The 25,912-nt window shown below is 67.0% G+C and carries 31 protein-coding genes; 10 read left to right on the top strand and 21 right to left on the bottom strand.

Annotation, left to right across the window (positions count from 1 at the left end):
* The first annotated feature begins 1 nt into the window (after position 1).
* Positions 2 to 1,318, top strand: coding sequence for a serine hydrolase domain-containing protein (locus KV697_RS07505; RefSeq protein ID WP_219021291.1), 1,317 nt, complete (start codon positions 2 to 4; stop codon positions 1,316 to 1,318).
* Complete coding sequence (gene nudC / locus KV697_RS07500; RefSeq protein WP_219020761.1) at positions 1,315 to 2,169, top strand: NAD(+) diphosphatase; 855 nt, start codon at positions 1,315 to 1,317, stop codon at positions 2,167 to 2,169. The genes KV697_RS07505 and nudC overlap by 4 nt, the downstream gene beginning before the upstream one ends.
* A gap of 130 nt (positions 2,170 to 2,299) precedes the next feature.
* On the opposite strand, the gene KV697_RS07495 is transcribed toward nudC, so the two are convergent.
* Positions 2,300 to 3,190, bottom strand: coding sequence for a prephenate dehydratase (locus KV697_RS07495; protein ID WP_219021290.1), 891 nt, complete (start codon positions 3,188 to 3,190; stop codon positions 2,300 to 2,302).
* Positions 3,191 to 3,319: 129 nt separating this feature from the next.
* On the opposite strand from KV697_RS07495, the gene KV697_RS07490 reads away from it, so the two are divergent.
* From KV697_RS07490 to KV697_RS07480, 3 genes are all read left to right on the top strand, one after another.
* Entirely contained in the window at positions 3,320 to 4,030 is a 711-nt protein-coding gene (locus KV697_RS07490; RefSeq protein WP_219021289.1) for a c-type cytochrome, read from the top strand.
* A complete protein-coding gene (locus KV697_RS07485) occupies positions 4,030 to 5,076 on the top strand; it encodes an NAD(P)H-dependent flavin oxidoreductase (RefSeq protein WP_219020760.1) in 1,047 nt (348 codons plus the stop codon). The genes KV697_RS07490 and KV697_RS07485 overlap by 1 nt, the downstream gene beginning before the upstream one ends.
* A 183-nt stretch (positions 5,077 to 5,259) precedes the next feature.
* Positions 5,260 to 6,078 carry a shikimate 5-dehydrogenase gene (locus tag KV697_RS07480; RefSeq protein WP_219020759.1) on the top strand — a complete coding sequence of 273 codons (819 nt, stop codon included), beginning with the start codon at positions 5,260 to 5,262 and terminating at the stop codon, positions 6,076 to 6,078.
* A 4-nt stretch (positions 6,079 to 6,082) separates the two neighbouring features.
* Here the strand turns inward: KV697_RS07480 and KV697_RS07475 are convergent, their stop codons facing one another.
* Positions 6,083 to 6,484 (bottom strand): EVE domain-containing protein, encoded by a 402-nt coding sequence (locus KV697_RS07475; RefSeq protein ID WP_219020758.1) that lies wholly within the window; start codon positions 6,482 to 6,484, stop codon positions 6,083 to 6,085.
* Positions 6,485 to 6,623: 139 nt separating this feature from the next.
* Here KV697_RS07475 and KV697_RS07470 point away from each other — a divergent pair, with 139 nt between their 5' ends.
* Together KV697_RS07470 and KV697_RS07465 are read left to right on the top strand one after the other, a co-directional pair.
* Complete coding sequence (locus KV697_RS07470; RefSeq protein WP_219020757.1) at positions 6,624 to 7,019, top strand: hypothetical protein; 396 nt, start codon at positions 6,624 to 6,626, stop codon at positions 7,017 to 7,019.
* Between the two features lie 92 nt (positions 7,020 to 7,111).
* A complete protein-coding gene (locus KV697_RS07465; protein ID WP_219020756.1) occupies positions 7,112 to 7,390 on the top strand; it encodes a DUF3297 family protein in 279 nt (92 codons plus the stop codon).
* Between the two features lie 243 nt (positions 7,391 to 7,633).
* On the opposite strand, the gene KV697_RS07460 is transcribed toward KV697_RS07465, so the two are convergent.
* From KV697_RS07460 to lipB, 4 genes are all read right to left on the bottom strand, one after another.
* Positions 7,634 to 9,496: an ABC-F family ATP-binding cassette domain-containing protein gene (locus KV697_RS07460; RefSeq protein ID WP_219020755.1), complete on the bottom strand. Its 1,863-nt coding sequence runs from the start codon at positions 9,494 to 9,496 to the stop codon at positions 7,634 to 7,636.
* A 202-nt stretch (positions 9,497 to 9,698) separates the two neighbouring features.
* A complete protein-coding gene (locus KV697_RS07455) occupies positions 9,699 to 10,406 on the bottom strand; it encodes a hypothetical protein (protein ID WP_219020754.1) in 708 nt (235 codons plus the stop codon).
* Between the two features lie 248 nt (positions 10,407 to 10,654).
* Positions 10,655 to 10,924, bottom strand: coding sequence for a hypothetical protein (locus KV697_RS07450; protein ID WP_175311538.1), 270 nt, complete (start codon positions 10,922 to 10,924; stop codon positions 10,655 to 10,657).
* Positions 10,925 to 11,029: 105 nt separating this feature from the next.
* Positions 11,030 to 11,683, bottom strand: coding sequence for a lipoyl(octanoyl) transferase LipB (gene lipB / locus KV697_RS07445; RefSeq protein WP_219020753.1), 654 nt, complete (start codon positions 11,681 to 11,683; stop codon positions 11,030 to 11,032).
* A 154-nt stretch (positions 11,684 to 11,837) separates the two neighbouring features.
* Here lipB and KV697_RS07440 point away from each other — a divergent pair, with 154 nt between their 5' ends.
* Together KV697_RS07440 and KV697_RS07435 are read left to right on the top strand one after the other, a co-directional pair.
* Positions 11,838 to 12,686, top strand: coding sequence for a hypothetical protein (locus KV697_RS07440; RefSeq protein ID WP_219020752.1), 849 nt, complete (start codon positions 11,838 to 11,840; stop codon positions 12,684 to 12,686).
* Positions 12,686 to 13,432, top strand: coding sequence for a hypothetical protein (locus KV697_RS07435; RefSeq protein ID WP_219020751.1), 747 nt, complete (start codon positions 12,686 to 12,688; stop codon positions 13,430 to 13,432). The genes KV697_RS07440 and KV697_RS07435 overlap by 1 nt, the downstream gene beginning before the upstream one ends.
* Here the strand turns inward: KV697_RS07435 and KV697_RS07430 are convergent.
* The 7 genes from KV697_RS07430 to petA form a co-directional block, all read right to left on the bottom strand.
* The gene (locus tag KV697_RS07430) at positions 13,416 to 14,009 is read right to left on the bottom strand and encodes a GNAT family N-acetyltransferase (protein ID WP_219020750.1); all 594 of its coding nucleotides are present in this window, start codon (positions 14,007 to 14,009) and stop codon (positions 13,416 to 13,418) included. The two genes, KV697_RS07435 and KV697_RS07430, sit on opposite strands and share 17 nt — an antisense overlap.
* A 4-nt stretch (positions 14,010 to 14,013) precedes the next feature.
* On the bottom strand, positions 14,014 to 14,874 hold the full coding sequence (hemF, locus tag KV697_RS07425; protein WP_219020749.1) for an oxygen-dependent coproporphyrinogen oxidase: 861 nt from the start codon (positions 14,872 to 14,874) through the stop codon (positions 14,014 to 14,016).
* Positions 14,875 to 14,908: 34 nt separating this feature from the next.
* A complete protein-coding gene (locus tag KV697_RS07420) occupies positions 14,909 to 15,364 on the bottom strand; it encodes a tRNA (cytidine(34)-2'-O)-methyltransferase (RefSeq protein ID WP_219020748.1) in 456 nt (151 codons plus the stop codon).
* Positions 15,364 to 15,900, bottom strand: a complete 537-nt coding sequence (locus KV697_RS07415; protein ID WP_219020747.1) for an adenine phosphoribosyltransferase — start codon at positions 15,898 to 15,900, stop codon at positions 15,364 to 15,366. The genes KV697_RS07420 and KV697_RS07415 overlap by 1 nt, the downstream gene beginning before the upstream one ends.
* A gap of 250 nt (positions 15,901 to 16,150) precedes the next feature.
* Positions 16,151 to 16,999 (bottom strand): cytochrome c1, encoded by an 849-nt coding sequence (locus KV697_RS07410; RefSeq protein ID WP_219020746.1) that lies wholly within the window; start codon positions 16,997 to 16,999, stop codon positions 16,151 to 16,153.
* Between the two features lie 26 nt (positions 17,000 to 17,025).
* The gene (locus tag KV697_RS07405) at positions 17,026 to 18,324 is read right to left on the bottom strand and encodes a cytochrome b (RefSeq protein ID WP_219020745.1); all 1,299 of its coding nucleotides are present in this window, start codon (positions 18,322 to 18,324) and stop codon (positions 17,026 to 17,028) included.
* A 14-nt stretch (positions 18,325 to 18,338) separates the two neighbouring features.
* Positions 18,339 to 18,932, bottom strand: coding sequence for a ubiquinol-cytochrome c reductase iron-sulfur subunit (petA, locus tag KV697_RS07400; protein ID WP_219020744.1), 594 nt, complete (start codon positions 18,930 to 18,932; stop codon positions 18,339 to 18,341).
* A 302-nt stretch (positions 18,933 to 19,234) separates the two neighbouring features.
* Here petA and KV697_RS07395 point away from each other — a divergent pair, with 302 nt between their 5' ends.
* A complete protein-coding gene (locus KV697_RS07395; protein WP_219020743.1) occupies positions 19,235 to 19,777 on the top strand; it encodes a hypothetical protein in 543 nt (180 codons plus the stop codon).
* On the opposite strand, the gene KV697_RS07390 is transcribed toward KV697_RS07395, so the two are convergent.
* The 8 genes from KV697_RS07390 to radC all read right to left on the bottom strand — a co-directional run bounded on the left by KV697_RS07390 (position 19,774) and on the right by radC (position 25,866).
* Positions 19,774 to 20,226, bottom strand: a complete 453-nt coding sequence (locus KV697_RS07390; RefSeq protein ID WP_219020742.1) for a MaoC family dehydratase — start codon at positions 20,224 to 20,226, stop codon at positions 19,774 to 19,776. The two genes, KV697_RS07395 and KV697_RS07390, sit on opposite strands and share 4 nt — an antisense overlap.
* A gap of 12 nt (positions 20,227 to 20,238) precedes the next feature.
* On the bottom strand, positions 20,239 to 21,549 hold the full coding sequence (locus tag KV697_RS07385; protein ID WP_219020741.1) for an alkaline phosphatase family protein: 1,311 nt from the start codon (positions 21,547 to 21,549) through the stop codon (positions 20,239 to 20,241).
* 79 nt (positions 21,550 to 21,628) lie between these two features.
* Positions 21,629 to 22,021 carry a BLUF domain-containing protein gene (locus KV697_RS07380; RefSeq protein WP_219020740.1) on the bottom strand — a complete coding sequence of 131 codons (393 nt, stop codon included), beginning with the start codon at positions 22,019 to 22,021 and terminating at the stop codon, positions 21,629 to 21,631.
* Between the two features lie 91 nt (positions 22,022 to 22,112).
* Complete coding sequence (gene ychF, locus KV697_RS07375; RefSeq protein WP_219020739.1) at positions 22,113 to 23,213, bottom strand: redox-regulated ATPase YchF; 1,101 nt, start codon at positions 23,211 to 23,213, stop codon at positions 22,113 to 22,115.
* 255 nt (positions 23,214 to 23,468) lie between these two features.
* Positions 23,469 to 23,660: a hypothetical protein gene (locus KV697_RS07370; protein ID WP_219020738.1), complete on the bottom strand. Its 192-nt coding sequence runs from the start codon at positions 23,658 to 23,660 to the stop codon at positions 23,469 to 23,471.
* 163 nt (positions 23,661 to 23,823) lie between these two features.
* On the bottom strand, positions 23,824 to 24,426 hold the full coding sequence (locus KV697_RS07365) for a TIGR02466 family protein (RefSeq protein WP_058745799.1): 603 nt from the start codon (positions 24,424 to 24,426) through the stop codon (positions 23,824 to 23,826).
* Positions 24,423 to 24,998, bottom strand: coding sequence for an aminoacyl-tRNA hydrolase (gene pth, locus KV697_RS07360; RefSeq protein ID WP_219020737.1), 576 nt, complete (start codon positions 24,996 to 24,998; stop codon positions 24,423 to 24,425). The genes KV697_RS07365 and pth overlap by 4 nt, the downstream gene beginning before the upstream one ends.
* A 178-nt stretch (positions 24,999 to 25,176) precedes the next feature.
* On the bottom strand, positions 25,177 to 25,866 hold the full coding sequence (radC, locus tag KV697_RS07355; RefSeq protein ID WP_219020736.1) for a RadC family protein: 690 nt from the start codon (positions 25,864 to 25,866) through the stop codon (positions 25,177 to 25,179).
* Positions 25,867 to 25,912: the final 46 nt, after the last annotated feature.

Genomic DNA, 25,912 nt, shown 5'->3' with positions numbered 1-25,912 from the left:
GATGAAGCGTCGAGTGATGATGACGGGCGGGGCGATGCTGGCCTTGCTGGGTGCCGCCGCCCCCGCGCAGGTGGCGCAGGCCCCGCAGACAAGGGGCGCAAGCGCGCTGCCCGCCACCCAGGCGCTGTTCGACGGCTATGTGAAGTCGGGCAAGATGCCGGGTATCGTCGCCGCGATCGGGCTGCAGGGACGACCGCCGATGTTCGTCGCCGCCGGGCGGACGGGGATCGAGCCGAATGCACCCGCCGCCACCCCCGACAGCCTGTGGCGGGTCTATTCGATGACCAAGCCGATCACCGCCATGGCCGCGATGATCCTGATCGAGGAGGGTAAGCTGAAGCTCGATCAGCCGCTGTCCGACATCTATCCAGCGTACAAGCAGATGCGGGTGCTGACCAATCCGCAGGCGTCGCTCGACAGCCGCCCGGCGACCAACCCGATCACGATCCGCGAGTTGATGACCCACACGGCCGGGCTGGGATACAGCTTCACCGCGAAAGGCCCGCTGCTCAAGGAATATGAGCGGCTGGGGCTGGTGCCCTTCGCCGCCAATGCGCAGGTCGAGGCGAAGGTCCGCCCGACCCGCCCCGCCACGCTCCAGCAATTCGCCGAGCGTGCCGCCCGTGTTCCACTGGTCGCCGAGCCGGGGACGCGGTGGAGCTATTCGATGGGCCTCGACGTGCTGGCGGCGGTGGTCGAAAAGGTATCGGGCATGCCGTTCGAACGCTTCGTCCAGACGCGGCTGTTCACGCCGTTGAAGATGACGTCGAGCTTTTGGCAGGTGCCCGCATCGGCGGCCAAGCGGCTGGTCAGCAACTATACCTTCTTGGGCGACACGTTGATCCCGGTCGATCCGGCGGCCGGGTCGGTCTTTCGCCAAGCGCCCAGCTTTCCCTATGGCGGCGCGGGGCTGGTAATGTCGGCGCGCGATTATGACCGCTTCCTCCAGATGCTCCAGAATGAAGGGCAGGTGGACGGGGTGCGGGTGATGAAGCCGGGGACGGTGAAGCTCGCCATGTCCAACCTGTTACCGCCGGGCGTGACCTTCGGCGGTGTCGGGGGGGCGACCGGCGGCGCGTCGGGCGAGGCGGCGATGGGCTTTGGTGCGGGCGGATCGGTGACACTGGCCGATATGCCGGGCGGGCCGGGCAAGGGCACCTATGGCTGGGGCGGCGCGGCGGGCACCATCGCCTATGTCGATCCGACCCGGCATGTGCGCGGGGTCGTGATGGTCAATTATTTTCCCGCCGACCGCTATCCGCTGCGTCAGGATCTGGCGAAGGCGCTGTATCCGGATCTGGGACGGATGGCGAAGTGACGGTGATCGGTTTTACCGGCGGGCGGCTGGACCGCGCCGATCCGCTGCGACACGATGCGGCGGGGTTCGCGGCGGCGCTGGCCGATCCGGCGGCGCGATTGCTGGTCCTGAACGACTATCAGCCGGTCATGGAGGGCGGGCAGCTGGGCTGGACCGCCGTTGGACCCTCGGCATCTCTGACCGAGCATGTTCTGCTCGGCATCGAGGACGGCGTGCCGCATTTCGCCCGGTTGACCGGCGAACCGGCGGTGGGTCGCTCTGTCGAGATGATCGCTGCGCTTCACGCGCTGGAGGCGGGCGAGGCGGCGACCTATGCGGCGGCGCGCTCGGTGCTCGACTGGCATGCGCGGCACGGTTTCTGCGCGAAGTGTGGTGCCGCGACCGAACCGTTCCGTGCGGGCTGGGGGCGGCATTGCCCCTCTTGCGGCACCGAGCATTTCCCGCGCGTCGATCCGGTAGTCATCATGATCGCCGAGCATCAGGGCCGCGCGCTGCTGGGCCGCCAGCCCGCCTTTCCGCCGGGGCGTTATTCGGCGCTGGCAGGCTTTCTGGAACCGGGCGAATCGATCGAGGAAGCCGTCGCGCGCGAGCTGTTCGAGGAAGCGGGCGTGCGGGTGAACAATGTCCGCTACATCGCCAGCCAGCCCTGGCCCTTCCCGTCGTCGCTGATGATCGCCTGCGTGGCGGAGGCGGTGGACGATCGGCTGACCATCGACACGACCGAGCTGGAGGACGCAATCTGGGTTTCGCGCGACGAGGTACGCGCGGCGCTGGCCGGGGACGGATCGCGTTTCGGCGTGCCGCCGTCCTATGCGATCGCGCATACGCTGCTGGAGGCGTGGGCAAAGTAAATCCTCCCCGGTACGGGGAGGGGGACCAGCGAAGCTGGTGGAGGGGGCGTGCCTCAGGGGACGCCCTTTGTGGAAGCCCCCCTCCGTCAGGCCTGCGGCCTGCCACCCCCCCGTGCCGGGGAGGAATAGGTCATCCCCGTTGCCGCGCCTGGGCGTACGTTCCCAGCATCCGCACCCATTTGCTGTGGAAGCCCAGTTCCTCGATCGCGCGGTCGAACGCCGCTTCGCCCGGCCGCCCGACCACGTCGCAATAGAATTCCGTCGCGGCAAAGCTGCCGCCGCGCTGATAGCTTTCCAGCTTGGTCATGTTGACGCCGTTGGTCGCGAAGCCGCCCATCGCCTTGTAGAGCGCGGCGGGGATGTTCTTCACCTCGAAGATCAGGCTGGTCATCCACGGGCCGTCGCCGACCGGCGGCTGGCCGCCACGCGCCAGCACGACGAAGCGGGTCATGTTGCTGTCGGCGTCCGAAATATCCTCGGCCAGCAGGTTCAGGCCATAGAGTTCGGCGGCGCGCGGCGGGGCGAGCGCGGCGACGCGCGGGTCGGCCATCTCCGCCACCCGCGCCGCCGCGCCTGCCGTATCGGCATAGGCGATCGGGCGGATGCCATGTGCGCGCAGCCAGTGGCGGCACTGGCCCAGCGCCTGCGGATGGCTCATCGCCTCGACCAGCCCGTCGCGCCCGCCCGTAGCCATCAGCGCGTGGCGGATCGACAGGAAATGCTCACCCACGATGACCAGCCCGGATTCGGGCAGCAGGAAATGGATGTCGGCCACCCGCCCGTGCAGAGAATTCTCGATGGGAATGATCGCGCGGTCGGCCTTGCCGCTCTTCACCGCGTCCAGCGCGTCGGCGAAGTCGAAACAGGGGAGCGGCAGGCCGTCCGGAAACACCTCCGTCGCGGCGACATGGCTGTTGGCGCCCGGCGCGCCCTGAAAGGCGACGGCGCGGGCCGGCTCGGCCAGGGCGGCGGCGGTCATGCCCGCGACGATGGGGCGGGCGGGGGCGGCGTAATTCTCCATGGGCCAGCGGCGTAGAGCGGGCACGCGGCACGATCAAGGCAGGCGACAAGGGAAGCAGAACTTGCCGTTCGCGAAAGCCGCACCTAAGGTCCGCGTTCAGGAGAGATATTGGCGGGGCAGCGAAACGCGATGGACCTAAAGACCAATACGATCGCGGGATGGGTGCTGGGTGCGGCAGGCACGGCATTGGGCCTTTCGATCGTCGGCGGCATGATCTTCCACGAAGAACGCCCCGAAAAAATGGGCTATGCGATCGAGGGCGTAGAGGCCGAAGGTGCGGGCGGCGGTGCCGCCGAAGTGCCGATCGCCTCGTTGCTGCCGGCCGCCGACGCGGCCAAGGGCGCCGAAGTCTTCAAGAAATGTGCCGCGTGCCACACCATCAATCAGGGTGGCGCGAACGGCATCGGACCCAATCTCTATGCCACCATGGGCGAAGCGATTGCGCAGGGTAAGGCGGGCTTCGCCTTTTCCGACGCGCTGAAGGCAGTCGGCGGCAAATGGGACTGGGACAAGATGAACGCGTGGCTGACGTCGCCGCGCAAATTCGCCCCTGGCACCAAGATGACCTTTGCCGGGCTTTCCAATCCGCAGGACCGCGCCAACGTGATCCTGTACCTCAACCAGCAGGGATCGAACCTGCCGCTCCCGGCAGCTCCGGCGGCCAAGGCGGAACCGGCGGCGGGCGATGCGCCTGCGAACGGCGCTGACGCGGCGGTCAACAAGGTCGAGGAAGACCCCCGCGCCGACACCGGATCGATCGCCAATACCGGCACGCCCGCCAAGGGCGCGCCCTCGGTCGATCCGCAAGCCGCCGTCGAGGGGGCCAAGGCCCCGCGCTGATGGGCGTGTTGGCGGGTCTGAACCTCGATCTGCCTATCTTGCAAGCGCCGATGGCGGGGGTGTCGACTCCCGCCATGGCGGCGGCGGTGAATGCGGCCGGTGGCCTGGGCGCGATCGCGCTGGGCGCGAGCGACCCGTCCAGCGCCGCGCGGATGATCGCCGAAACGCGTGAGCGAACCGATCGGCCGTTCAACGTCAATCTCTTCGTCCATGCGCCGCCCAAGCCCGATCCGGTGCGGGAAGCGGCGTGGTGCGAGGCGCTTCGCCTCGCTTTCGCTGCGTTCGACGCCGAGCCGCCAGCGACGTTGCGGGCGATCTATCCCAGCTTTGCGCAGGACGATGCGATGCTGGCGCTGCTGGTCGAGGTGAAACCAGCGGTGGTCAGCTTTCACTTCGGCTTGCCGGATCAGGCCCGCATCGCGACCCTGAAACAGGCGGGATGCCTGTTGCTGGCCAGCGTCACCTCGCTGGCCGAGGCGCAGGCCGCCGAGCGTGCCGGGATCGATATGCTGGTCGCACAAGGCTATGAGGCGGGCGGGCATCGCGGGGTATTCGATCCCGATGCGACCGACGACCGGTTGGGGACGCTGGCGCTGACCCGATTGCTGGTGATGCGCACGCGGCTGCCGGTGATCGCGGCGGGCGGGGTGATGGACGGGGCGGGGGTGTCGGCTGTCATCGCGCTGGGCGCGGTCGCGGCGCAACTGGGGACGGCCTTCATCGCCTGTCCCGAGAGCGCGGCTGATACGGCGTACCGCGCGGCGCTGATGGGCGAGGCGGCGGCGCATACGGTGATGACCCGTGCGATCTCAGGGCGTCCGGCGCGGTGCTTGGCCAATCGCTTTACCGCGTTGGGGGAGGGGCTGACGGCGGCGGTACCCGATTATCCGATCGCTTACGATGCGGGGAAGGCGCTCCATGCCGCTGCCATGGCGCGGGGTGAGGGTGGATATGGCGCGCAATGGGCGGGGCAGGGGGCGCCCTTGGCTCGTGTCATGCCTGCCGGGGAGCTGGTTCGGACGATTGCGGGAGAGATGCGGGGATAGGGCGGGGCGTGGGCTTCGACTTCGCTCAGCCTGAACTAAGCGAGGGAATAGCCTCCGTTCAGCCTGAGCCCTTCGGCTGGCTGGCAAGCCAGCCGCTCAGGATAAACTTCGGCGCTTTGCGCCGAAGTCGAAGGCCAAGGGAAACGGGATGCACCTCCGCCCTCACTCCGCTAAACCACCGGAATGACCACCAAGCCCCCCATCGGTCGCGATACGCGGCTATGCATGTCGCTATCGGCCCGGCCCGGCAATTTCGGATCGCGCTTCCACAACCGGCTCTACGAGCTGACCGGGCTGGATTATGTCTACAAGTCGTTCAGCACGACCGATCTGGCCGGAGCGGTGGGCGGTATCCGGGCGCTCAACATTCGCGGTTGCGCCATTTCGATGCCGTTCAAGGAGGCGGTCATCCCGTTGCTCGACGGGCTGGCCGGATCGGCGGCGGCGATCGACAGCGTGAACACCATCGTCAACGATGACGGGCGATTGACCGGCTACAACACCGACTATGCCGCCGTGGTCGAACTGATCGCGGATATCGATCCTGCCACGCCCTTCGTCCTGCGCGGATCGGGCGGCATGGCCAAGGCCGTCGCGGCGGCGTTGCGCGATGCAGGGTTTGCCAACGGCACCATCGTTGCGCGGAACGAGGCGCTGGGACGTGAACTGGCCGCGCTCTATGGCTTCGGCTGGTCGTCGGAACTGGACGAGGGCGCGCCGCTGCTCATCAACGTCACGCCGATCGGCATGACCGGGGGCAATGAGGACCAGCTCGCCTTCCCGGAGGTGATGATCGAACGCGCCGACATCGCCTTCGACGTGGTGCAATATCCGCCCGAAACGCGCTTCCTGGCGGCGGCGCGGGGCATGGGCAAGCGGGTAATTACCGGCACCCAGGTCGCGACGATCCAGGCGCTGGAGCAGTTCGTGCTTTACACCGGCGTCCGTCCGACGCCCGAACAGGTGCGCGACGCGGCGGATTACGCCTATCGCATGGGCTGACGACTTACAGTCCCGCCATCGCCATCAGCACGGCCCATTCGGCCTCGCCCACCGGCGATACGGACAGTCGCGACTGACGCAGCATCGACAGGGCGGCGAGCTTTCCTTCCGCCTTCATCGCCGCCAGCGTGACGGGGCGGGGGAGCGGGCGGTCGGGTGCGATCTCCACCGAGACCCAGCGTCCGTCATCGCCATCGGGTTTCGCGGTGCGGGTGATGGTCGCGATGCCGACCGCCGCCTTGTCCTTGCCGCTATGATAGAAAAGCGCCGAGTCGCCCGGCTGCATCGCCCGCAAATGCCCGGCGGCGGCGGCATTGCGCACGCCGTCCCATTCGGTCCGCCCGTCGCGGACCAGATCGTCCCAGCCATAGCTGTCCGCCTCCGACTTGAGCAGCCAATAGGCCATGTCCGCCTTTCCTCCTGAACCACGGCTAAACGCCACATTCCGTGTCCATTCAGCCCCATAGTGGCAGGGAAGGCAACACGGGCGCCGCCTGCGCGTTTTGCGATCAGCGGACCGGGCGTATTAGTATCGGAGGTTCGGTATGAACGGAGTTTGGAAGAAGCTGGGATTGGGCCTGGCCCTGGGGGCCACCGCGCTGACGGCTGCGGCTCCGGCCGAGGCACAGCGTTGGGGCCGTGGCTGGGGCGGTGGCTATGGCGGCTATTACCACCGCGATCGGGGCGGCGATGCCGTCGCGGGCGCGCTGCTGGGCGGCATCGTCGGCCTGGGTGTCGGCGCGGCCATCGCGAGCAGCAACCGGCCGCGCTATGTCGATCGCGGCTATTATTACGACCGTGGCTATGACCCCTATTATGCACCGCCGCCCCCGCCGCCGGTGGTGACCTACGAGTATCGCAGCTATGCGCCGCGCTGCTGGCAGGATTGGCGCTGGGATCCCTATTGGGGCCGCAGCGTGCCGGTGCGGGTCTGTAACTGACCGGACGAGCGGCGTCGGGAGCGATCCCGGCGCCGTTTTTCTTGTGCCCCCTGCTTGGCAGCGCCCCCGAGTCGGCGTTAAGGCCCAAGGCTATGACCGATACCGTTCCCGATCGCCTGTCCACCAACCCGGACAGCCCCTATTTCGACCAGGACCTCCTCTCGCGTGGGGTCGGCATCCGCTTCAAGGGCAATGAACGCCGCGACGTCGAGGAATATTGCATTTCCGAAGGCTGGATCCGCGTCGCGCTGGGCAAAAAGGTCGACCGCCATGGCCGCCCGCTGACCCTGAAGCTCAATGGCGAGGTCGAGGCCTGGATCGAGAATCCGGCCGATGGTGCCGAAGAGGGTTCGGAAGAAGCCGAAGCCTGATTGCCTGGCGTACCCCGGCGAAGGCCGGGGTCCAGTAGCGGGGCGCTTTCGAGGGGGCGAGGCTGTCGCCTCCCACGCGCCGGAGAGCGCGCCACCGGCTTGGTGGCAGCTGGGCCCCGGCCTTCGCCGGGGTACAGGCCAGCGTTATTGGCCCTTGGCCCCAGACCCCCGTTCAGGCTGAGCGAAGTCGAAGCCCAAGGGAATCCCTCACCGCACTTCGACTTCGCTTAGCGAGACACGGGGTTACGCCGCCTCCATCGCCTCCCCGGCTTCCATCCAGCGCGTTTCCGCCTCGGCCAGCTTGTCGACCACTTCGGCCCGGCGCTTGTTCAGCTCGCCCATCGACAGCTTGGCATGGCGCGGTTCGGCGGAGGCCGGATCGTTCATCGCCTTGTCCAGCGCGTCGCGCTCGCGGGTCAGCTTGGCCATCTCGTCCTCAATGCCGCGCAGCGTCTTCTTCATCGCATTGAAGCGTTCGCGCTGCTCGGCCGAGGCCTTTTTGTTTGCCGCCCGGTCCGCCTTGGACGCGGCGTCGCCCTGGCCCGCATCGCCCTTCAGCACGAAGGCGATATAATCGTCGAGCGACCCGTCGAATTCCTTCGCGGTGCCATTGTCGACCAGCACCAGCCGGTCCGCCGTCATCTCCAGCATGTGGCGATCGTGGCTGACCAGAACGACAGTGCCCTTGTACATGTTGAGAGCCTGGACCAGCGCCTCGCGTGCGTCCACGTCCAGGTGGTTGGTCGGCTCGTCGAGGATCAGCATGTGCGGCGCGTCGCGGGTGATCAGCGCCAGCGCAAGGCGCGCTCGCTCGCCGCCCGACAGCTTGCCGACCTTGGTCGTCGCCTTGTCGCCCGAAAAGCCGAAACGGCCCAACTGCGCGCGCACCGCCGCCGGGCTCGCGCCGCGCATGATGCGGGTCATATGCTCCAAGGCTGTGTCGTCGGTGTCGAGCTCCTCGACCTGATACTGGGTGAAATAGCCGACCCGCATCTTTCCGCTCGAATTCATGTCGCCTTCCATCGGCGTCAATTGCGCCGCGAGCAGGCGGGCGAGCGTCGTCTTGCCGTTGCCGTTGCGGCCCAAGAGCGCGATCCGGTCATCCGGGTCGATGCGCAGGTTCAGCCGCTTCAGGATCGGCGTCTCGGCATAGCCCACGCTCGCCAGGTCCAGCGTGATGAGCGGCGGGCGAAGCTGGTCGGGATCGGGGAAGTCGAAGGACAGCGACGGATCGTTCGCCATCTCGGCGATCGGCTGCATCTTGGACAGCATCTTGGCGCGGCTCTGCGCCTGCTTGGCGGTCGAGGCGCGGGCCGAGTTGCGGGCGATATAATCCTGCAGCTTGGCGCGCTGCGCGTCCTGATTCGCCTTGGCGGCGGCAAGCTGCGCCATCCGCTCGGCACGTTGGCGCTCGAACGAGTCGTATCCGCCCGGATAGAGCGTCACCTTGCCGCCCTGCAGGTGCAGGATGTGGTCGACGACATTGTTCAGGAAGTCGCGTTCATGGCTGACCAACAGGATCGTCGCGCGATAGGATTTGAGGAAATCCTCCAGCCACATCACCGCTTCGAGGTCGAGGTGGTTCGACGGTTCGTCGAGCAGCAGCACGTCGGGGGCGGAGAACAGCAGCGCGGCGAGCGCGACGCGCATCTTCCACCCGCCCGAATAGCTGGACAGCGGGCGTCCCTGCATCGCCTCGTCGAAGCCCAGGCCCTGAAGGATGCTGGAGGCACGCGCGGGCGCGGTATAGGCGTCGATCGCGATCAGCCGCTCATAGATATCGCCCAGCTTTTCCGGGTCGCTCTCGGTCTCGCTGCGCTCCATCAGTTCGGCGCGCTCGATGTCGGCGGCTAGCACCGTTTCGAACGGGGTCGCGGTGCCGTCGGGGGCTTCCTGCGCGATATAACCGAGCTTGGCGCCCTTGGGCATTTCGCACGCGCCGTCATCGGCTTCCAGCTGGCCCGCGATCACGCGGACGAGCGTCGACTTGCCCGCGCCGTTACGACCGATCAGGCCGACGCGGCTGCCGGGAGGGAGTGCGGCGGATGCACCGTCGAGGATCGTGCGGCCGCCCAGGCGCACGGTGATGCCATTCAGATTGAGCATGGGGGCGCGCCTAGCAAATTATGGCGCGGATGGGGAGGGGGGCTTTATTGAAGCAAAATCCTCCCCTGCAAGGGGAGGGGGACCATCCGAAGGATGGTGGAGGGGTGTAGCCGGTAGCGAAGTTGGTTTTACCTCACCGACCGCGACACCCCTCCGTCAGGCCTGCGGCCTGCCACCTCCCCTTACAGGGGAGGAGTGGTGGTCAGCGCGCCGCCAGGCTGGTTGCGCCGGCGGGCGGCCAGTTCTGGATGCCGCACTTCTTGACGACCCATTCCGCCTTCTTGTTCCAGCACAGCGCATCTAGGCGCGGCATGGTGGCGGCGAAATGCTCGCGGCCGATATAGCGGGGGAAACGCTGTTCGCCGTACGGGACCAGGCTGTTGCGCAGTTCGCGCATCCGGTCGACCGCCAGCTCGCCCAGATGGCCGCGCGGGGTGAACACCGCCTGATGCAGGATCGACGCCGCCGTGGTGCAGAAGCCCAGCTGCCCCGACACCGACGAGAAGCTGGCATAGGTGCGCGTGCCATATTGGTCGAGCGCGTCCTGCCCGGCCTTCACCGTCTTGTTCTGCCGCTTGAAATAGGCGCCGAGCGTGTCGAACGCGCCCTTCAGCTCGGCCTCGTGGTCCTTCAGCGTGGCGTTGTAGTTGGAGACGGTCGTCAGCATCGGTTCGAACTGACACTGCAAAGCGGCGACGTTTAGCGCCGCGCGCATGTTCCATAACAGACCCGCGCGCAATTCCGCCGGGGTCGCGCCGGGCAGCGGCTGGCCGATGCCGGGTTCGTCGCCCTGAACGGGCTTTCCCTGGAAATTATAGGGCTGCAGGAAGAATTGCGCCGATGCGGGTGCAGCGGCACCCATCCCCCAAAACGCCACGCCAGCTACCAGCGCGGTACGCACCACTTTCATTGTGTTCCGATCCTTCCCCCGTAGGGCCTTCGAGCGTCCCGAAACATAACGCTTTTCGGCTTTTTTCCCAAACGGAATTACGCCCGCACGGCCATCGAATTAACCGTGTCGGTCGTTACGGAAAGGTAGTGAAATCCGGGCTTTGTCCGCCGGGCAAAGCAGGGCGATAGTGTTCGCGGCAGCCCATGAAAAAGGGGCCGCCCGGTCGCCCGGACGGCCCCTCTCGTCGGGGATGACCCCAACGATGATTACATCGCGTTGGTCGCGTTGGTCGTCATCGTGTCGTTGGCCATCATCATGTCGTTCGACATGGTGTCGTTGGCCATCATGCCACCGTTCATGGTGCCGTCGACGGCGGTCATGTTGTCGGTGGCGGTGTCCATGCCTTCCGAAGCGTTCATTTCGGTGGTCATGTTCGCGTCGGTGGTGTTCTCGGTCTTCGAGCCGCAAGCCGAAACCGCGAGCGCCGCGCCGGCGATGATCGAGCCCGTCAGGACCTTGGAGATGATTGCACGCATTGGAAGCTCCCTTGATATTATGGATTTGGAACGGCTTGCTGGCCCTATTACCCAAATCGGGGTGGACATTAATCGGATACCGCCTGGTCCTCAAGCCTCGTTTTGTCAGTCCGATGCAAGGGTCTTGAGGAAAGCCGAAAAGCTGAACGCAAGCGCCTCGTCAAAGGTTTCCAACGACTTGACGCCGTTTAACGCAAAAAGGCTGGTCACCGGGAACTCGGGCAGGCCGCAGGGAACGATCCCGCCGAAATGCGAAAGGTCCGGCGCGACGTTGATCGCAAAGCCGTGCAGCGTCACCCAGCGGCGCACCCGGACGCCGATTGCGCCCACTTTCGCCTCGGTCCCGCCGTCGCGGGTCCAGATGCCGACGCGGCCCTCGGCACGGAACGCATTGACGCCCAATCGCCCGAGCGCGGCGATCAGCCAGTCCTCCAGCGTATGGACGAAATGCCGCACGTCGCGCCCGCGCTTGCCCAGGTCGAGGATCAGATAGCCGGTGCGCTGGCCGGGGCCGTGATAGGTATATTTGCCGCCGCGCCCGGTCTGGAACACGGGGAAGCGCGGGTCGACCAGCTCGACCGGATCGGCGCTGGTCCCGGCGGTATAGACGGGCGGATGTTCGAGCAGCCAGACAAGCTCGCGCGCCTCCCCCGCCGCGACCGCGGCGGCGCGCGCCTCCATTTCGGCGAGCGACTGGTCATAGGGGGTCAGGCCCGGACTGATCCGCCATTCGATATCGGGCCATTCTATATGGGACATGTCGGGAATATGGGTCACGATGCGCCGTACTTGCGCCCGCCACGACGCCGATGCAAGCCGCGCTCTCCGACAAGCCGCCGCGATGGCTTTGCACCCGGCAATCGGTTAGGCAGGCCGGGAAAGGCGGACGGGGTGGGCCGCCAAGGGAGGTAGCATGACCGTCAGGATTGGAACGGTGTGGGACAGCACGCAACAGGTGCTGGCGGGAAGGGCCGGGATGTTGGCCCCCTTCGCCGCGATCGGCTTCGTCCTGCCGAGCGTTCTGCAGATGCTGATCGCGCCGCCGGTGCCTGGCCAGGCGGTCGGTCCGGCGGCGCTGGCGATGACGATCCTGTCCGTCGTGCTGGGTATCTGGGGGCAGCTGGCCGTCATGGCGCTCGCCACCCATCCGGCGACGACCAGCGCGGAGGCCTCGCGCGCGGGGTTTCGACGCTTCCTGCCGGTGCTGGGCGTCGCGCTCGCGATCGGCTTCGTCTTCGCGCTGGTCGTGCTGGTCGGTTTCGTCGTGCTGGGGCTTTCCCATTACAACTTCGCCGCCGCGATGGCGGCCAATGGCGATCCGTCCAAGATGCCGCCGATGAGCGGCGGCGCGGCGCTGTTCCTGGTGCTTTATGTCCTGACGGTCATGGTGGTGTCGCTGTGGTGCGTCGCGCGGCTGATGCTGGTCTATGCGGTCGCCCTGAACGAGCGGCGCGGGCTGGGCGCGATCCGTCGCTCGGTCGCGCTGACGCGGGGGCTGACCTGGCGGCTGATTGGCGTGTTCGTGCTGTTCCTGATCGTCGCGGGCGTCGCGACGCTGGCGGTCCAGGGCGTGACCGGCGCGGCCTTCCGGCTGGTGCTGGGGGCGGATCAGGCGCTGACCGCCGTTCGGCTGGCGGCGCTGCTGGGATCGCTGGTCAGCGCGGGCTTCATGACCTTGGCCTATGTCTTCATCGCGCGGCTCTATGTCGCGACGGCGGGCGCGCAGGCGCATCGTGAAGAGGTCGGTTCGCCGTCGCTGTGATGGGGCTGGATGTCGTCGCCACCCTGCGGGACGCCTGGGGTCTGTTCCGGCGCGACCGCGCGCTGCTGATCCGGCTGGCCGCGCCCTTCATGTTCTGGCCCGCCTTGGCGTTGGGACTGCTCGTCCCGTCGCCGCCGCTGCCGGAGACGGAGGGCGGAGAGGCGACTGCGCGGGCCATGGCCTGGATCGATTCGGTCAGCGCCTGGGCAGGGCATTATGGCGGCTGGTATTTCGCCAGCTATGCGGTCGGCATGATCGGGACGGCGGCGATCCTGGCGCTGCAACTCAGCGGGCCGGTGACGGTCGGCGAGGCGCTGGGCCGCGCGCTGAGGATGGCGCCGCGTTTCCTGCTGGCGATGATCCTGGTCGCCCTGCCGGTGGGGGCGGGGATGCTGCTCTATATATTGCCGGGACTATATGTTTCTGGTCGGCTGCTGCTCGTCGGGCCGGTGCTGTTCGGCGAGCGGCGCATGCCCGCCATGGCCGCGCTCGCCCGCTCGGTCGGGCTGACGCGCGGGGCGGGACTGTCGATGGCGGCGCTGGCGTCGTGCACCACGCTGGGCGGCATGATCGCGGCCCAGCCCTTCCTCGCGCTGTTGGATGTGGTGCAGGGCGACGGGCCGGGCAATCCGGTCGCGGTCGCGCTGCTCCAGGCTGGATCGGCGGCGGTGGCGATGGCGGCGGGGCTGGCCCAGGCACTGGTCGCGGTCGCGGCCTATCGCCGACTGGTCAGTCGCGGGGGCTGAGCCGGGGGATTTGCGGCGCGGCGTCCTCGGGCAGGACGCCCAGCGCGCGCGGATCGAGGAAGGTCTCGACCGCGCGCGACACGGCCACGAAGCCCTGCTTGCGGTAGAAGTTGAGCGCGGAGGGATGGTCGAGCGTGCAGGTATGCACCCACACCCGCTCGACACGCGCGGTCCAGGCGCGCATCAGCGCCTGCGCCATCAGCCAGCGGCCATGGCCTTGCCCCGCCAGCTCGGGGATCAGCCCGAAATAGCCGATCTCGCATTCCCCCGCCTTGCGATGATCGAGTTCGAGCAGCCCGACTTCGATCCCCATCCGGTCGACCACCGCGAAGACGGAGACGGCGGGATCGTGGATGATCGCGGTCAGCGTCGCGTCGTCCATCACCAGCCGGGAGAACCACAGCCAGGGCTGGCCGACCCGCTTGAACAGCGTGCGGTATTTCACCGGATCGGGCTTGCCCCAGGCGACCAGTTGCAGCGGCGCGGCGGGCAGGGGACGCGGGCGGGGCCGCTCGCGCATCTCCAGCGTGGTGACGATGGTGGCGATCTCGGCGGGATCGACGGGGATCAGCGCCATCGGCCTACTCCCAGGTCGCCAGCGGCGGCAGGCTCATCAGGATCGCGTCGATATTGCCGCCGGTCTTCAGCCCGAACAGCGTGCCCCGATCATAGACCAGGTTGAACTCGGCATAGCGCCCGCGCCACGCGAGCATCTGCGCCCGGTCGGCCTCGGTGAAGGGCAGGCCCATGCGTCGCCGGACGATGCGCGGGAAGATGTCGAGGAACGCCTCGCCGACATCGCGGGTGAAGGCGAAATGGCGGTCGAAATCGCCCTCCAGATGGTCGTAGAAGATGCCGCCGACGCCGCGATGCACCTTTCGGTGGGGGATATAGAAATACTCGTCGGCCCAGGTCTTGAAGCGCGGATAGTGATCCGGGTCATGCGCGTCGCATGCGGCCTTCAACCGCGCGTGGAAATCCGCCGTGTCTTCCTCGATGGGCAGCGGCGGATTGAGGTCCGCACCGCCGCCGAACCAGCGCTTGGTCGTGGTCAGGAAGCGGGTGTTCATGTGGACGGCGGGCACATGCGGGTTGGCCATATGCGCGACCAGGCTGATCCCGGTCGCCACGAAGCGCGGATCTTCGCCAGCACCGTGGATGGTCTTGGCGAACGGTCCCTCGAAGGTGCCGCCGACGGTCGAGACGTTGACGCCGACCTTCTCGAAGACGCGGCCTTTCATCACCCCGCGCACCCCGCCGCCGCCGGGCTCGCCACTCGGATCGGCGCGGTCCCAGGCGGTATACTGAAACGCGGCGTCCGACCCCGCCTCACGTTCGATCGCCTCGAACTCGGCGCAGATCCGGTCGCGCAGGGACTCGAACCAGAGGCGGGCGGCGTCCTGCTCGGCGTCGAGCGTGATGTCGGGGGTACGGCTGTTCATCGCTGCGCGTTCTGGGCGGGGGCGAGGGCCAGGGTCAACCCGGCATTTGGTCCCAGCCGGTCTGGCGGCGTGCCTCGGCCAGCAAAATGCCGCCGGTTATCGCGACGTTGAGCGAGCGCACCCCGGTGCGCATCGGCACCCGCACGCGCATATCGACGGCGTTATGGACCGCCTCCGGCACGCCCGCCCCTTCGGAGCCGAGCAGGATTACGTCGTCGGGCCGGAACGCCATCTCGGGCAGCGGCACCGCGCCCAGCGTCGTCGCGAGCACGATCCGCCCGCGCGTCGCGGCGCGGAAGGCGTCCCAATCGGCATGGCGCACCACCTCGGCCATGGCGGCATAGTCCATCGCCGAGCGGGCCAGCGCGCGGTCAGAATAGGGAAAGCCCATCGGCTCGATCAGGTCGACCGCGACGCCGAAACAGGTCGCGGTGCGGATCAGCGTGCCGACATTACCCGCGATGTCGGGTTCGTGCAGCGCCAGGCGCATCAGTGGCCGGGAAAGGACAGCAGCGAGTCGACCGCGATGTCTTCCTTGCGGAGCGCATCGGCCCCGCCGAGATCGGGCAGATCGACCAGGAATTGCGCCTGCTCGACCACGCCGCCTGCCTTGCGGATCAGCCGAACGGCGGCGCGCGCGGTGCCGCCGGTGGCGATCAGGTCGTCGACCAGCAGCACGCGGGCGCCGGGGACCAGCGCATCCTCATGGATGGCGATCCGGTCCTGTCCGTACTCCAGCGCATAATCCTCGGCGATGGTCGCGCCGGGCAGCTTGCCGTCCTTGCGGATCAGCAGCACGCCGGCCTTCAGCGGCACCGCGAGCGCGGCGGCGAAGATGAAGCCGCGCGCCTCGATCCCGGCGACGAGATCGACCTTTCCTCGCGCCGCGGCGGCCATCCGCTCGATCGTCTGCGCGAACCCCTTGGGGTCGAGCAGCAGGGTGGTGATGTCGCGGAACTGGATGCCGGGCTTGGGAAAATCCGGAATGGTGCGGATCAGGGCTTTCAGGTCGTCATTGGCGGTCATGGGGGCGTCATGGGCCTGTGGGGCGCGGGGGTAAAGGGACAAGCGACCCATTCCCACCTCCGTTCAGCCTGAGCGAAGTCGAAGGCCAAGGGAATCCCGTTGCCAGGCAAGATGGAGAGGGCAGGGCGTGGGCTTCGACTTCGCTCAGCCTGAACGGAGGTAGGGGAAGGGGAGCCGTGCCTCCCCAATAAAAAGGGCGGCTCCCTCGTCGGAAACCGCCCCAGTTCTCTCACATCGGGCCAGCCCGATCTCAGTGTTTCACGTCGCGCCAGACATTCTGATACGCGCCCCAGGCCAGGAAGCAGAAGATCAGGATGAAGACGAACGCCCCGATTCCGGCCGCGTGACGCGATTCCAGCTTGGGCTCGGCGGTCCAGGTCAGGAAGGCGGCGACGTCCTTGGCCATCTGGTCGCGGGTCGCCAGCGTGCCGTCGGTATATTGGACCTGACCGTCCTGGGTCAGCGGCGGCGGCATCGCGATGTTCAGATTCGCGAAATAAGGGTTGTAGTGCAGGCCGGTCGGCGTCTTGGCGTCCGGGAACTTGCGCAGCAGCTCGGCGGGTTGCTGGCGATAGCCGTCGGGGCCGATCAGCGAATAGATGTAGTTGCCGCCGTCATGCCGCGCCTTGGTCATCAGCGACAGGTCGGGCGGCAGCGCGTTGTTGTTGGCTGCGCGCGCCGCGACTTCGTTGGCGAAGGGCGAGGGGAAGCGGTCGGCGGGCACGTTCTTGCGCGTCGTCGCCTCGCCCGTCTCCGGGTTGATGCTCGGCTGCTCGATCACCCACTGGTTGGCGATCGCCTTCACCTCGGCCTCGTTATAACCCAGCTCCTTCAGGTCGCGAAACGCCACCAGCCGCAGCGAGTGGCAGGCTGCGCAGACCTCCTTATAGACCTGGAAACCGCGCTGGAGCTGGCGGCGGTCGAAGCGGCCGAAAATGCCGTCCGACGCCAGATGCGCCTGCTTGGGGTGAAGGTGGAATTCCTCCTCGGCGGTGGGGACGGGCGGCTCGGAGACGAGTCCCGAGATGCTGCCCCACAACGCGATGGCGAGGACGAAGGTGAAGGCCGCCCCGACCAGGAATGCGATGCCACGAACCATGTTCTTTTATCCTCTCTCGGTTCGCGTCAGGCCGAGGCCGAAGGGGTGAGGGCCGACTTGGTGGGGGCCGTGCCGCCATGCTTGGACAGCACGGCTTCGGTGATCGAGTTGGGCAGCGGCGCGGGGCGCTCCGTCCGGGCGATCCAGGGCAGGATCACCAGGAAGTGGAGGAAATAATAGGCTGCGGTCAGCTGGCTGAGGATGATGAAGAAGGGCGTCGCGGGCGAGCCCCCGCACCAACCGAGCAGCAGCACGTCGACCACCAGCACCCAGAAGGCCACCCGCGCCTTGGGCCGGAAATTGTTCGACCGCACCGGCGAGCTGTCCAGCCAGGGGAGGAAGAACAGCAGCAGGATCGACCCGAACATCGCCAGCACGCCCCACAGCTTGGCGGGCAGAATGAAGTCAGCGGTGAAGGCGCGCAGGATCGCGTAGAAGGGCCAGAAATACCATTCGGGCACGATATGCGCGGGCGTTGAGAGCGGATTGGCCGGGATGTAATTGTCCGGGTGGCCCAGATAATTGGGGAAGAAGAACAGCAGGCTGGCGAAGACCAGCAGGAACACGCCCAGGCCCACCGCATCCTTGGCGGTGTAATAGGGGTGGAAGGGCACGGTATCCTGCTCGCCCTTCACGTCCACGCCGGTCGGGTTGTTCGACCCCGGAATGTGCAGCGCCCAGATGTGCAGGATGATGACGCCTGCGATCACGAAGGGCAGCAGATAGTGGAGCGAGAAGAAGCGGTTCAGCGCGGCATTGTCCGGCGCGAACCCGCCGAGCAGCCAGATGCGGATGGTGTCGCCGACCAGCGGGATCGCCGAGAAGAAGCCGGTGATGACCTGCGCGCCCCAGAAGCTCATCTGCCCCCAGGGGAGCACATAGCCCATGAAGGCGGTCGCCATCATGAGGAGGAAGATGACCACGCCGAGCAGCCACACCATTTCGCGCGGGGCCTTGTACGATCCGTAATAGAGGCCGCGGAAGATATGGGTGTAGACGACGATGAAGAACATCGACGCGCCGTTGGCGTGGGCATAGCGCAGGAACCAGCCCGCATTGACGTCGCGCATGATGCTTTCGACCGAGTCGAAGGCGACGCCCGCATTGGCGGCATAATGCATCGCCAGCACGACGCCGGTGATGATCTGGATGGCGAGGGCGGCCCCCGCCAGCACGCCGAAATTCCAGAAATAATTCAGGTTGCGCGGCACCGGATAACCGGCGCCCACCGCGTTGTAGACGAGGCGCGGCAGCGGCAGTTTCTCGTCCAGCCAGCGCATGACCGGCTGCTTAGGCTGATAGTGTTTGGCCCAGGGAAAGCTCATCTCTCGGGTCTCCCTTATGCGGCCACGCCGACCGTGACGGTCGTGTCGGTGTCGAATTTGTAATCGGGCACGAACAGGTTCTTCGGTGCCGGACCCTTTCGGATGCGCGCGGCGGTGTCATAGGCCGAGCCGTGGCAGGGGCAGAAATAGCCGCCATAGGGGCCCTTGTTCTCGCCCTCGCCCGCACCCAGCGGCACGCAGCCCAGATGGGTGCAGACGCCCAGCGTAATCAGCCAGTTCGTCTTGCCCGGCTTGGTCCGCTCCGCCAGCGTCTGCGGATCGCGCAGTTCGGACAGCGGCACGGCGTTGGCCTCGGCGATTTCCTTGGGCGTCAGGTTGCGCACGAACAGCGGCTGCTTGCGGAAGCTGGCCTTGATCGCCTGTCCCGGTGCGATCTTGGACAGGTCGATCTCGGTGGTGGACTGGGCGAGAACGTCGGCCGACGGATTCATCTGGTTTATGAGCGGCAGGACGATCGCCAATGCGCCCACGCCCGCAAAGGATACGGCGGCGACGTTGATGAAGTCGCGGCGGCGGGGATCATGGACCTCTTCGTGGAATGGCTCCGGCGCCTCGCCGGGGGGTACGGTGTTCTCCGTCATCGCCATTCGTCCTGTCCCTCCACCTTCGCTCGCGTTCGATACGATACGCTTTCGACGGTCGTGCCGGATTGTCCCCGGTCATGCGCCGCCTGTCTCGGCCCGTCCTTGATGAACGGTGCGTCAGGTTAGCCTTGCTTGACCGGCTTTGCCAATCCCCTTTGCGGGCGATGCTTTTCGGCCGTTCAGCGCGGATGCAGGGGGGATGGCGCAGGAACCAGCATTCGCGCTGCGGGGTTGACCGCTGATCGACACGGATGACGGACCCCTGCCGCACCCGCTCGGCCAGGATCAGGGGCATGGAGAGTAGGATGACCCTGAAAAACATGGGTTGGGCGACGGCGATCGCGGCCGGTCTGCTGGCGCTGGGCGGATGTACCGACGGCTATGGCTATAGCGGCGTGTCGGTGGGCGCGGGCTATGGCGGCGGTTACGCACCGGGCTATTACGGTGGCTATGGCGGCTATGGTTATGCGCCGTCCTATTTCGGCTGGTATGACGATTTCTATTATCCGGGCACCGGCGTCTACGTCTACGACCGGTATCGCCGTCCGTTCCGCTGGAACGACGGCCAGCGCGCCTATTGGGAAGGGCGGCGCGATGCTTGGCGCGGCGGTGCGATCCGGGATCAGTGGCGCGGATGGGGCCGGGGTGGATGGCGCGGGCCCGTGCCCGGCGCAGCCCCTGCGCCCGGTACGACACCCGGCTGGCGCGGCAACCCCGGTGGCTGGCGTGGCAATCCCGGCGGGTGGAGAGGGCAGCAAGGCGTGCGGCCGACGCCCTCCGCACCGCGTCCCGGCGGCTGGCGCGGCGGCCGACCGGGCGGACGCGGCGGCGGGCGTGGCCCGCGTTAACCGGCCTTGGGGCGGGTACGGACCATGACGGTGGGGCGCATCGTCATGACCGGCACATCGTCCTGGTTGAAGACGGTCCACCGGCTGATGACGAAGCCCATCTCCGGACGGCTGGCCGACGCCCGCGTCTCCAGCACCTCCGCTTCGCAATGAAGCGTGTCGCCGGGATAGACGGGCTTCGTCCAGCGCAGTTCGTCGACACCGGGCGAGCCGATGCTCTGAAAGCCGGTGTCGCGAAAATGCTCGACGATCATCGCCATCGCCATCGACGCGGTATGCCATCCGCTGGCCGACAGCCGCCCGAAATGGGTGGCGGCGGCGGCCTCGTCGGACAGGTGGAAAGGCTGGGGATCGTAACGCTGGGCAAAGGCGATGACCTCGTCCCGCTCCACCTTGTACGCGCCGAACCGCGACACGTCGCCGACCGCGATATCCTCCAGCCAGATCATCCTGTTGTCTCCTTAACGTCGGAACGCGCGGCGGAACGGTGCGTCGTTGCCGTCCAGCCCCTGGCCCGGCGGCAGGCCGATCAGGTCGCGCAGCAAGGGGGCAACGTCGACATTGGCGAATGGTGCCAGCCGGACGCCCGGCCGGAACGCCGGACCATTGGCGACGAACAGCGCCTCCATCGTCGGATCGGCATTGTCATAGCCATGCATCCCCCCGGCGAAGGGCTCGTCCGGCGCCTTTGCCTCGATCATCCACCCGGCATCGGCCAAGCAGAAATAAGGGGCGATGCGAGGATTGCGGCCGTAATGGAAACGCGTCGGAATCTCGCTCTTGCGCCAGCAGGTCATATGGCCGCGCCGACCCAGCAGGCGCGCCTCCAGCGCGGCCTCGCGTCCCGGCTTGGCGGTGATCGAGGCGAAGGGGCCGTCGTCGCTCAACTCGTAATCGGCCGGGTCCAGAAGCTGGTCGAGCGCGATCACCCGGTCGCTGGAGGTCGGCGCCATTCCGTGATCGGCGACGACCAGCAGGTTGGCGGGCTGGTGCAGGTCCGCCAGCCCCGCGACCAGCATGCCGATCGCCTGATCCGCCTTGGCGATGGCGGTGTTGATATACGGCGCATCGGGGCCGACCTCGTGCCCGGCGATGTCCACCTCGTCGATATAGAGAGTCAGGAAGCGCGGTCGGGCTGCCACCGGACGCCGCAGCCAGTCGATCAGCGCATCGACCCGCTGCCGGTCGGACACGGCGGAGCTATAGGCCTGCCAGTCATGCGGACGGATGCCGCCGGTGATGCTGTGGTGGATGTCGTTGTGCTGCACCCCGCCCCAGGCGACGGTGGAGCCGGGCCAGAACATGGTGGCGGTCGGGATGCCCGCCTTTTCGGCCGTCACCCAGACCGGCTCGGCGGCGTTCCACCAATAGGGCTGCTCCGACGCCATGGTGAAGCGCTCGCCCGGATGCGTCGGATCGGTGAAGCTGTTGGCGACGATGCCGTGGCGATCGGGGACCATGCCCGTCACGAGCGTCCAGTGATTGGGGAAGGTCTTGGACGGAAAGGACGGCCGCATGACCGCGCTCACGCCGCCCGCCGCCAGCCGCGACAGATTGGGGGTGATGCCGCGCTTCAGATAGTCGGCGCGGAAGCCGTCGATCGACACCAGGATCGTGACGGGCGCGCGTTCCTCGCCTATCGGGGCGACCGGCGTGGCGCTTGCGGTCGCGGGGGCGGCCTGCGTCACCGGTGGCAGGGCAGGCGGACTATAGGGATAGGCGCATCCGCCCAGCAGAGCGAGGGCAAGGGCGGCAAGGGGAAGTAGGATCACGGGAGAGGCTGTCCTTTCGGATCAGCCCGATAGCGCCGCAATATGACACTGGCGAGCGGAAGCTACCGCCCCGCGACGGTCAGTCGACCGGAAAGAACTGGCGGATGGTCGGGTCAGCGTTGCGCAGCAGCAGGCGAAGGCGCTCGGCGGCCTGCTCGGCATGGTCGCCGGGCAGTCCGGCCATCGCCCATTCCCCGAATTCGGGAGCGTCCGTCATGCGGTCGTCCAGGATACGGATGTCCGTATGACGGGGATCGCGCATGATGCGCGACAGCGTTTCACGAACGCTGTCCACCGGCCCTTCGAGCAGCTGGCAATACTCGCCGCCACCGATCCACAACAGGCCGGAGATGCCGTCCATGCCGTTGTTACGGCGCGAGGCGGACAGAATGGCCTGGTGGTCGGCGCGTTCGTCATCGCCGACGGCGCGGCTGGTGTAGATGACACGGCGAAACGCACTAACATGGATCATGTTCTTTGCGTAGCGGGCCAAGCCGCTTCTGCAAAGTGACAATAAGCGGGACAGGACGCCGGTCGAGCGAACCCGACCGGCGCCGTTGGGATCAGACGTTGAACCGGAACAGCATCACGTCGCCGTCCTGGACGACATATTCCTTGCCTTCCGCGCGCAGCTTGCCCGCATCGCGGGCACCGGCTTCGCCCTTGAAGGCGATATAGTCGGGATAGGCGATCGTCTCGGCGCGGATAAAGCCGCGCTCGAAATCGCTGTGGATTTCGCCCGCCGCGTTCGGGGCCTTGGCGCCGCGATGGACGGTCCAGGCGCGCGCTTCCTTCGGGCCGACGGTGAAGAAGGTCAGCAGGTCGAGCAGCGCATAACCCGCACGGATCACACGGGCGAGGCCGGTTTCCGACAGGCCCAGCTCCGACAGGAACTCGCCGCGGTCTTCGGCGGGCATGGTGGCGATCTCGGCCTCGATGGCGGCAGAGACGACGACGGCCTGCGCGCCTTCCGCGGCGGCCTTCTCGAACACGCGCGCCGAATGCGCATTGCCGTTCGCCGCGTTCGATTCCTCGACGTTGCAGACATAGAGGACGGGCTTGGCGGTCAGCAGCTGCGCCTGCGAAAAGACGCGGGCTTCCTCTTCGTCCTTGGGCACGGTCAGCCGCGCAGGTCTACCGTCGCGCAGCAGCTCGAGCGTCTGGCCCAGCACCGAGGCGGCGATCTTGGCTTCCTTGTCGCCCTGCTGGCCCTTCTTGATGAAGGCGGGGACGCGCTTTTCGAGGCTTTCGAGGTCGGAGAGCATCAGTTCGGTCTCGACCGTCTCGGCATCGGCGATGGGATCGACCTTGCCCTCGACGTGCGTGACGTCACCATCCTCGAAGCAGCGCAGGACATGGACGATCGCGTCCACCTCACGGATGTTGCCCAGGAACTGGTTGCCCAGCCCCTCGCCCTTGGACGCGCCGCGCACCAGGCCTGCGATGTCGACGAACGCCAGTTGCGTCTCGATGATCTTGGCGGAGCCCGCGACCTCGGCGAGCTGGTACAGGCGCGGATCGGGGACCGCGACGTTGCCGACGTTCGGCTCGATCGTGCAGAACGGATAATTGGCGGCCTGCGCCGCCGCCGTTTCGGTCAGCGCGTTGAAAAGGGTGGACTTGCCGACATTCGGCAGGCCGACGATGCCGCAGCGGAAACCCATGCGTCGCTTATCCTGTGGATCAAGGGGAAAGCGCCCCTCTAGCGACGATGGCGGAATTTCTCAACCGATGGTGGTTGAAGGGAGGGCGAAGCCACCCCAACCCCCGTTCACTCACCATACCCCGTTCAGCCTGAGCGAAGTCGAAGGCCAAGGGAATCCGTCCAGACAAATTGCCCCGTGGCGAAGGTCAGCCGTTGCCTTCGACTTCGCTCAGGCTGAACGGAGCGTGGGGAGGGGGCGGGGATTGCCCGCCCGTCAGGCACTCACCGCCAGCGCGGCGGCATAGCCGAGCAGCATGACGCCCATCGCGCCCGAAAAGCCCATCAGCACCAGACCCATGTAGCGCAGGATCGGCGGATTGGCGCGCTGCGCCTTCTTGTTCCGGCCCAGGCCCGACAGCACGAAGCTGGCCAACATACCAAAGGTGAAGACAGCGAATTCGAGCATCGGGTGTACGTCCGGGATAGGGGTGCGATCGCCTTTCCCTTACCCAATACAGGTTAACGGCACGATATCGCCGCGACCAAATGCCCTCCACGCACGACCAATGGAGGGAACTTTTCATCTGATCGCGGGTGCGGCGCATATCGTCGCCCCCGTTCCGGTCGGATCAGCGATAATTGAAGCTGACGCTGATCCGTTCGCCCTTGGCGCCGTTGGGCACGACCTCATGCCGCAGCCAGCTTTCCCAGAGCAGCACCGTGCCCGGCTCGGGCGTGGCGGTGGCGAAGGTCGCCAGGTCGTCGGGCGCATCGGGGCGGCGCGGCGGCGCCGCCATCAGCATCGGCAGGCGCGGGTCCTCCAGCTTCAGCGCGCCCGAGCCTTTCGGCATCGCGACATAAAGCGTGCCCGAGACGACCGAATGCGGGTGGATATGCGCCGAGTGATGCCCGCCCGGCTTCAGGACGTTGACCCAGAGGCTGTCGAGCTTCAGCTTGCGCCCGCCCAGATCGAAGGCACATTCCTCGGCAAAGCGCGCGACATGGCGGTCGAGCTTCTTCTTCAGATCGGCGAAGACCGGATCGCGGATCGGCAGGTCGTTGAGCGAGGCATAGCTGGTATAGCCGCGATAGCCATGCTCCTTGCTCCAGCGCCGCCCGGCCCGGTCGTCCTCGGCCAGCGCCCAGCAACTCTGTTCGATGTCCGCCAGCAGATCGGCATCGTCCAGCTGCCCCTCATAAAGCAGCGAGGCGAAGAGGCGCCGCACGCTCATGCCGCATCTCCCAGCCGCAGCGCGATGTCGTTGACGAAACGCACGTCGTCGCCCTCCGCCAGCCAATGCGCCTCCGCCGCCAGTGCGCCGAGCAGGTCGGACAGCGGCTCGATCTCGGCCTTGGCGTAATTGCCCAGCACATGGCCGGTCACCCGGTCCTTATGCCCCGGATGGCCGATGCCCAGCCGCACGCGGCGAAAGTCCGGCCCCAGATGCTGGTCGATCGAGCGCAGGCCGTTATGCCCCGCCGTGCCGCCGCCGGTCTTCACCTTCACCCGGAAGGGCGCAATGTCGAGCTCATCGTGGAAAACGGTCAGCGCCTCGATGCCCAGCTTGTAGAAGCGCAGCGCGTCGCCGACGCTGCGGCCGCTCTCGTTCATGAAGGTGGCGGGTTTCAGCAGCAGGATCTTCTGCCCGCCGATCCGGCCCTCCTGGGTCCAGCCCTGGAATTGCTTCTTCACGGGGCCGAAATCATGCACCTCGGCAATCGCGTCCATCGCCATGAAGCCGACATTGTGGCGGTGCATCGCATATTGCGCGCCCGGATTGCCCAGCCCGGTCCAGACCTGCATGTGGTGTTCCTCATTCGTGATCGGAACGGCCCCTAGCATCGGGGGGCGGGGGTTTCCAATGTCGGGCTTTGGGGGCGTGGGCTTCGACTTCGCTCAGCCTGAACGGCTGTTGAAAAGCTGGGCCATTCTTCCTCGCTCCGTTCAGCCTGAGCGAAGTCGAAGGCCAAGGGCATCCCCCTCAAATCAACCCCTGCGCCCGCAGGCTGACATGCCCCGAGGTGCCGATGATGATATGGTCATGCACCGTGATGCCCAGCCTCTTTCCCGCCTCGGCGATGGCGCGGGTGACGTCGATATCGGCGCGGCTGGGGGAGGGGTCGCCGCTGGGGTGGTTGTGGACCAGGATCAGCGCGGCCGAGCCGAAGTCGATCGCGCGCCGGATCACCTCGCGGACATAGACGGGCGCCTGGTCGATCGAACCCTGTCCCATCAGCTCGTCGCGGATCAGCATGTTGCGGGTATTGAGATGCAGGACCCGCACCCGCTCGACGCCGTGATGCGCCATATCGGCATGAAGATAGTCGAGCAGCGCCTGCCAGTTGGAGAGGACGGGGCGCTTCATCGCCTCCGCCTGGACCAGCCGCAGCGCACAAGCCTGGGCGATCTTGATCGTCGCCGCCGCCGTCTCGCCGATCCCGTCGACCCGCTGGAGCGCGATCGGGTCGGCGGTCAGGACGCCGCCGATATCGTGGAACTCGCGTAGCAGCGCTTTGGCAACCGGCTTGGTGTCGCGGCGGGGAATCGCCGTCGTCAGCAAATATTCCAGCAGTTCATGATCGAGCAATCCGCCACCGCCCAGCAATCGGTCGCGCAACCGCGCGCGATGCCCGGCATGATCGTTGGCGTCTGTTTCGCTGGCGTCGCGCATGTCCCGTCCCCCGTTGCGGGGCATCATAAAGCGGGCGGCGGGAACT

Origin of the sequence: Sphingomonas sanguinis (genome assembly GCF_019297835.1) — a bacterium.
Lineage (GTDB): Bacteria > Pseudomonadota > Alphaproteobacteria > Sphingomonadales > Sphingomonadaceae > Sphingomonas > Sphingomonas sanguinis_D.
This window is presented reverse-complemented; position numbering and strand designations above follow the sequence as displayed.